The following is a 7,549-nucleotide window of genomic DNA, read 5'->3' on the forward strand; positions in this document are numbered from 1 at the left end:
CGCCGAGTCGCTACCCGCTATGAAAAACTCAAAACCAACTTCCTGGCTTTCGTCACCGTCGCCCTCATCGTGATCATGCTCCGCTAGCAATTTTGTGAGCACGGCCTAGGAAAATTTCCCGGTTTTGAAGATGCCAATCCTGGCCCAGCTTTATCATCGCTATCGCACGCGCATCTCCTTGAGAAGGTTTATGCAACTTGTGGGGCAACCCTACTGGCGGCTCAGCCATTTAGCGTATCGCACCCCTGCCGCCGTCTTGGCCCAGGAGGTCGCTATACTCTCTTAACTCACGGAAGTATTTTTTGGGGCACTACAGTGAGAGCCAGTTCGCATTGCTGCTTTTGGGTATCGTCCAGATCAAACGCCTGGTGCAGGTAATCCGGCATTGGCAGAGGATACGGTAGCCGGGTCTGGGGTGAGACCGCCTCCGCCAGCAGGGCAACGGCCGACGGGTTGGCATCGACGATTCGATTCTGGGCATCCAGCACCAGTACCCCGTCACTGAGATAATCGGCCAGTTGATCCCGCGCCAAGGGCACGATGGCAAGCCAGCGGAAATGCAGCACGGCAGGCACCAGGATCAATAACAGCATCGGCGGACCCAGTCGATACGGCAGAATCTGCGCGCCGTACAGCGCTGTCAGCAGCGGAAACAGGCTCAGAAAAACCACAATCACCGGCATTTTCCAAAGCTGGCCAGTGGTACGGTACACATGCCAGGCCAGCCAGAAAATGCTGCCCAGCACAAAGCCATAGCTGTAAAAAAAGTAAAAGAAAGCCAGCGGGATGGGGCCAATGTGGCCCTGGATCAACGGCTGCCACTGGCGCCAGAAAATCAACAGGATATACAGCGGCTCAATCAGCATCAGAACGATATAGAGAGGCTTGAGCTTGACCCGCCGGATGTATTCATAGGTCAGCCAGAACCACAGCAATGGGATGAACAGCAGCAACCGCCTGCTCAGAACGAGGCAGTAGTCAGCAGCGCTCGGAAAGGAGGATTGGGCTAGCAGAATGGCGTTGAAAATGCTGATGAGGAGTTCAAAGACGATCAGCAACGTCAACGGCACGGCCATCGGCAGATGCCATTGCCGCCAAACGGGACGGAGCAGTAAGGCTGCGCCAGCAATCCCGATCATATAAAGAAGGAATACCGCAAAGGCTGTCATTGTTATTTATCTGTCATAGCAGGCCAGTCCGCTGGTCGGCTCAGGGTCAGCAGAGCGACTCCAACCGACTTCCGACCGGAATCTCTGGATAATAGTTAATCTTGGGTCGGAATAACGCCCGATTGCACTCTTTCTGCACAATTTATCCGCACCTTTGCACCACCGCGCCATCCGGCGCGCACGCGGTCTTTGCATACTGCGCTGGCGATTTCAAGGAGTCTCGCCATGCGCTATCCCCTACCCTGCCTGTTTGGTCCCACGGCCCTGATTGTCGGGCTGATCCTGCTGGCCGCTCACCCGTTGCTGTGGCTGGTACAGACCTGGTTTGATCCGGCTTACGATTCCCAGGGTTTGTGGGTGGCGGCGCTGGCCGGTAGTCTGCTGCTGTGGAGCGCGACCAGCCCGCTGCAACGGGTGGATAGCCACCAACGCTTGAACGGCATCAGCCTGCTGGCACTGACCGCGCTGCTGCGTCTGCTCGGTCAATGGTTGGGGATCAACACGCTCGGCGCGGCAGCGCTGGCAGTCGATGTCTACGCCATCGGCCTGTTGCTGGGGCTGCAATACCGCAGTCGTCCACTCGCTGCGGGTTGGCTGGCGCTGCTGTTCGCGTTCGCTCTGCCCATCGAACGGATTTTGCAACGCGGCTTTGGCTTTGTCCTGCAACAGGTGTCCGCTGCCGGGGCCTGCGGCGTACTTAAGTTAGGTCAGGCGCCGGTTCAGTGCGATGGGCTGCAATTGCAGTGGCATGAACAGGTCGTGTTGGTCGATCTGCCTTGCTCCGGCACGCGCGGCCTGCTGCTGTTGCTGCTGCTGTTCGTGACGCTGGCGGCGCTCACGCGACCAGAGCCACGCCAGGCGGTTTTTGGTGCGTTGCTGGCATTGGCGGCGGCGGCCCTAGGTAACAGTCTGCGCATTGTCGCCCTCGCCGTGGGCCTGGTGCATCGTGAGGCGCTGGGTGGCCTGGATGTGTTCGCCGAACCCTGGCACAGCACGCTGGGTTTATGCACGCTCTGCTTATCGGCATTGCCGCTGTTGCTGTGGGCACACAACGCTCGCGGTGCAATCGTTCTGTTACCGCCAACGTCGCCCGCGACGAGCACACCGCCGCCGTTCCCCACCGTCAAGCCCTGGGTTGGGCTGACCTTTCTACTGGCCTGCGCCGGCATCGTCATGCTGCCCCCACAACCGCTGGACGTGGCCCGCCCGCAAAGCGCACCGCAACTACCGGATCGCATTGCCTTGTTCGCCGCCCAGCCCGGCACGCTGACCGACCAGGAGCAAGCGTATTTCACCCGCTACGGCGGCGGGGCGGCACGGGCGGCTTACGGGCCGTTTGGCCTGCTGGTGGTCAGCACCTCCGCGCCACTGCGCCATCTACACTCTCCCGAAGAATGCCTGACCGGCAACGGCCACACGGTGCGCTATCTGGGTCAGACCGGCGGCGTCACCCCCAGCGCGGTGTATCGCAGTACCGACCCACAAGGCCAAAGCTGGCGGATTACCGTCAGTTTCGTCTCGGAACGCGGGGAATGGACGCCGCACGTCGCCGAGGCGATCTGGCGTTGGCTGCAAGCGCCCGGTACCACTTGGCGGATGGTGCAGCGGATTGCGCCGTGGGAACTGCCGGAAACACAGATCGAACACTTCGACGCGGCGGTGTGGCGGGCACTGGATTTGTCCCTGTCCGCACAACGCGGTGCCCCTCAACCACTGACTGTGAAGCTCTGATTTATAAGAGATTTCCCTCACCCCGGCCCTCTCCCGGAGGGAGAGGACATTTAATCCCCTGACCGTGAAACATTGACTATTCGAGGATTTCATCATGAATAAAATCAGATTGTTATTGATTAGCCTTCTCGCCTGGCTACCACTGAACGGCGCGCTGGCCATCGTGCCCGATGATCTGGGCGGACGGATTGAGGCGAAAATCGACGGTAAGCCCGTCACCTTTCCGCTGCTGAAAACGGACATCGACGCCGATGTACAGGGCGATCTGGCAACCGTGACCGTGACCCAGACCTTTGCCAATCCACTGAATCAGGCGGTCAATGCCACGTATCTGTTTCCGCTGAATGAAACCGCCGCCGTCAACGCGATGGTGATGGAAGTGGGCGATGAGCGGGTGCAGGCCAAGATCCAGCGCATCGAAGAAGCTCGTGCCACGTTTAAGAAAGCGCAAAGCGAAGGCCGCAGCGCCGCGCTGTTGACCCAGCATCGCCCCAACATGTTCACCCAGGACATCGCCAACCTGATGCCGGGATTGCCGATTAAGGTGACATTGACCTACGCCCAGACTGTGCCGCGGGTCGATGGTGCTTATGAACTGGTGGTGCCGCTGGTGGTGGGGCCGCGTTATCAGCCCCAGGGCGCGGGCGTTGCGCCGGGTGAAACCGCGCCGCGCGGCGGCATCCAGCACTGGGACGCCAAAACCGGGACTTCCGGCGGTGCGACCCGCACCGACAGCAAAACCGCTTACGGTCAATGGGAAGTCGAGCAGCTACCGGCTTATCCGCCCGTATTCGAGCTGAGTGCGCCCGATCAGATCGACCCGGAACGGGTCGGCTTAGCCATCCACATCAACGCCGGTATGGCGATCAACACCATTGAAAGCCGCACCCATCCCATCACCACGCAAACCCCGGACCAGGAAAAAGCCGAAATCTGCCTGACCAGCGGCCGCACCCTGGATAACCGTGATTTCGTGTTGCGCTATACCCTGGCCGGGGCACGCACTCAGGCCGGTTTGCTGGCCTATCGTGATCAACGTGGTGGGTTCTTCAGCCTGCTGCTGGAACCGCCGCAGGTTCCCGCTGAAAACGAAATCACCCCGCGCGAGATGGTGTTCGTGCTGGATTGCTCCGGCTCAATGGACGGCCTGCCGATTGAAGCCAGCAAAGCCTTTATGCGGGCAGCGTTGCGCAAACTGCGCCCCACCGACAGTTTCCGCATCATTCGCTTCAGCGATTCCGCCAATGAATTTTCCGCGCAACCGCTACCGGCGACGCCACAAAATATCGCGGCAGGCTTGCGCTACACCGACTCGCTGCGCGGCGAAGGCGGCACCGAGATGAGCACCGGCATCCGGCAGGCCCTGGCCCCATCGGTTCCAGAAGGCGCCATCCGCCTCGTCACCTTCCTGACCGACGGCTATATCGGCAACGAAGCGGAAATTCTGGCGCTGCTCAAGGCCAATCTGAACGGAGCACGGCTGTACGCCTTCGGCGTCGGCACCGGCATCAATCGCTATCTGCTGAGCGAAATGGGCAAAGTCGGGCGCGGTTTCACCCGCACTATGGACCCGACTGAGGATGTCGAAAAAGTCGCCAGCGAACTGGCCGACCGCCTGCAATCGCCGGTGCTGACCGACATTCAAATCGATTGGGGCGGCATGGAAGCGAGCGAAATCAGTCCTAACGCCATTCCGGATTTGTTCGCCGGGCAGTCGTTGCGGATTCAAGGGCGCTACAACCGTCCCGGCCCGCATGAAATTACCGTGCGCGGCCTGGTGCATGGTCGGCCGGCGACGTTGCCGCTAAAGATTGAATTGCCCGAAAGCAGCACCCAGGGCGAAGCGGTGCCGATCATCTGGGCGCGTTCCGTGATTGGCGATTTACAGTATCAACTGACGACCGGTGGCCATCGGCCGGGCCAGGAGGCCGTTAATAATAAGGAAGCGCTCAAGCAGCAGATTACCGATCTGGGCTTGAACTTTTCTCTGGTGACACCGTGGACCGCCTTCGTCGCCGTCTCGGAGAAGATTTACAACACTAATGCCGCGAATACCCCCACCCTGCCGGTCGCAGTGCCACAGGTCAAGGGAGTTTCCGAACGAGCCTACGGTGAACCAGCAGGTACAGTTCCAGTGACGGGTACGGTGGCCTTCACCGGTCACGGCGGGCCGGAACCGGAAACATGGTTCGGTTTGATGCTGATGGGCTGGTTGCTGGCCGGCTTTTTGATGCGTAAGCCTGGAGCGCAACGCGCTTATTGAGCGGTTGGTTTTGGAGAGTAGAACCTTTAGCAAATGCCGGTCGATAGCGGTCGGCATTGGGGTAAGCCGTCAACCCCCACCGCTCGCAAGGGCAGTGGGGATTGTTTTTAGAGGCAAATCACTCAATCACCTGACCGTCGTGACCGCAGTTGCGCTGTTATTGGCGGTGTTGAAATCCGTCGTACTCGCATCGGAAGTCACGCTGGCGCTGTTGTTGATCGTTCCTCTGAGCCGCGTCCGAACCGTGATCGTCACGGTCGCCGTGGCGTTCGCGTTCAGCGTGCCGAGCAAACAACTCACCGTTCCCGCACCGCTGCATAGCCCGCTGGTCGAGACGGCGCTGACCAAAGTAGTGTTAGCGGGCAGCACATCGGTGAGCGCAACATTGCTGGCATTGGCTGGCCCACTATTCGCCACGGTCAGGGTATAAATAACATTGGAGCCTCTCCTAACCGGATCGGGCGCATCGACCATGACGAGCGAGAGATCGGTCGCGTTGCTGACCGGAGTCACCTGGGTACTCACGGTCTGGCTGTTGTTGCTAGGGTTGGGATCGGGTTGAGCACCGTTGTCCACGGTCATGGTCTGGGTGAACGCGCCGGGCGCAGCGGCGATTGCGGTTCGCGTGCAACGCGCGGTCGCGCCTGGCGCCAGTTGGCCGATAGCGCAAGCGGGCAAGCTTCCGGTGACCATGATGTCTCTGGCCAACGCGGGGCCGTTATTGGTGGCCTGGATGGTATAAGTAACCTGTTGACCTTGCGTGACCGTGCTCGGAAATGCGGTCAAACTTAAGCCGAGATCGGCTTCCGCTGGCACGTCGGGGCCTTGCACGAACTTTGCCATGCCCCCGCCGCTCGCATAAATACCGTTGCTGCCGCCAGCGCCAAATTCAATTACGGTGCTGGCATAGAAACCTTGCACGGTTGCTGTCCAGGCGGAAGTTCCGTCGCTGTTGACCTTGGAAACGCCCATCACGCCGATATTTCCCGCGCCGAGGTAGGCATTGTTGAACTCATCCAATTTCATCTCATACGAATTTGGAATCAACACCAAGGAACGCCCGTCAGCATCCAGATTTTGCCACAGCAAGCCACCATTACTGTTGAACTTAGCAAACGCCACGCCCGCCGTGGCCGGATTGGGAAGTCCACTGATCACCGGGTTGTTGTCGCTGCCGACTTCCACAAAAGAGCCAGAAATGGGGTTGGCGCGCTCCCAAAGGGTCTGCCCCGTCGGAGAAACTTTCTTCAAGCTTGGACCGCTCGCCAGATACGTGTTGCCAAACTGATCACCGGCTGCGTCCGCCCTGCCATCGCCATTCAGGGAGCTATTCCATAAGTGATTGCCATTTTTATCGATTTTGGCGAATCCTTTTATGATGGTCGTAGCAGAACCGACGATTAAGATATTGCCGTCGGGAGCAAATTTCATATTCAGCGGCGATCCAATGCCGGTTGAATCAAAGTAAGACCACAACGCCGCGCCGTCAGGGGTGAATTTCTTGACCTTTGTTACCCTACCCGCAGGCCCTTGCCCGATACCCAACACATAAATAGTGTTATCCGAGTCGATCAAGCTTTTCTTCGTGTAGGACCCATCAAATGATCCTTCATAGACTTGTCTCCACAGTAAATTGCCGGACGGATCAAACTTCATGACAATGCTGGCGGCATTGACCGGATTTGAAATTCCAGACATCCGATTGCCAGTAACAATGATGTTTCCAGCCTGATCGGTTGCGACCCAAGTCGGAGCCTCGAACGTTGAATTTTCAAGATTGTCATACGAAACCTGCCACTGAACGACCCCGGATGAATTGCGCTTGGTCAACAAAATATCACCGCCGGGAGTCTGGCCGCCGGAAGCTGCTGTAAAGAGGTTATCGGCGGCATCCCTCCCCATCAAACCGCCCCCACCTTGAGCGGCCCACTCCACCGCCACTTGGGCATAGGCGGGCAAACTCAGCGCGGTTGCCACCATCAGAACTAGCACCATCGCACCCGGTGAACGCCTTGTCGTCCCGATACGAAGAGCTTGCACCAAATGACTGGATAACTCGCGGTTTTGCCGTCGGACGCGGGCCAATAACCGTTTTATCTCTCTCTCAATGCGGTCGTTGGCTAGCAGAATACTGTTCATCTCCATCTCCTTGATCTATCTCGATTAAAAATTATTCATTGCAGCGCCGAGCCATTGGCCCAACGAGCCTCCACGTTGAAATACTGGTCATGGTTCTGACTGATATCAGTTTCACTGCATTTTTACAGTAGATAAATAAAGTTATTATTGATAGGAGTTACGCAGTTGCCGGTAGCCTGTAAAGTGGATTAGTCAGATAGGTGCGGATGGCGGGGCGGATGATAGCGAGTTTCGCCTCAAACCAGCT

At 58.4% G+C, this 7,549-nt stretch carries 4 protein-coding genes; 2 read left to right on the plus strand and 2 right to left on the minus strand.

Features of this window, described 5'->3' with window-relative positions; all coding sequences use genetic code 11:
• Positions 1–287 precede the first annotated feature (287 nt).
• Entirely contained in the window at positions 288–1,169 is an 882-nt protein-coding gene (locus BN873_RS12280) for a hypothetical protein (RefSeq protein ID WP_048674090.1), read from the minus strand.
• A gap of 225 nt (positions 1,170–1,394) precedes the next feature.
• Between BN873_RS12280 and xrtT the strand changes: the two genes are divergently transcribed.
• Together xrtT and BN873_RS12290 are read left to right on the plus strand one after the other, a co-directional pair.
• Positions 1,395–2,900: an exosortase T gene (gene xrtT / locus BN873_RS12285; protein ID WP_048674091.1), complete on the plus strand. Its 1,506-nt coding sequence runs from the start codon at positions 1,395–1,397 to the stop codon at positions 2,898–2,900.
• Between the two features lie 94 nt (positions 2,901–2,994).
• Positions 2,995–5,163 (plus strand): VIT and vWA domain-containing protein, encoded by a 2,169-nt coding sequence (locus BN873_RS12290; RefSeq protein WP_048674093.1) that lies wholly within the window; start codon positions 2,995–2,997, stop codon positions 5,161–5,163.
• Positions 5,164–5,289: 126 nt separating this feature from the next.
• Here the strand turns inward: BN873_RS12290 and BN873_RS12295 are convergent, their stop codons facing one another.
• Entirely contained in the window at positions 5,290–7,143 is a 1,854-nt protein-coding gene (locus tag BN873_RS12295) for a DUF11 domain-containing protein (protein WP_171820471.1), read from the minus strand.
• Between the last annotated feature and the right edge of the window lie 406 nt (positions 7,144–7,549).

Origin of the sequence: Candidatus Competibacter denitrificans Run_A_D11 (assembly GCF_001051235.1) — a bacterium.
Classification (GTDB): Bacteria; Pseudomonadota; Gammaproteobacteria; order Competibacterales; family Competibacteraceae; genus Competibacter_A; species Competibacter_A denitrificans.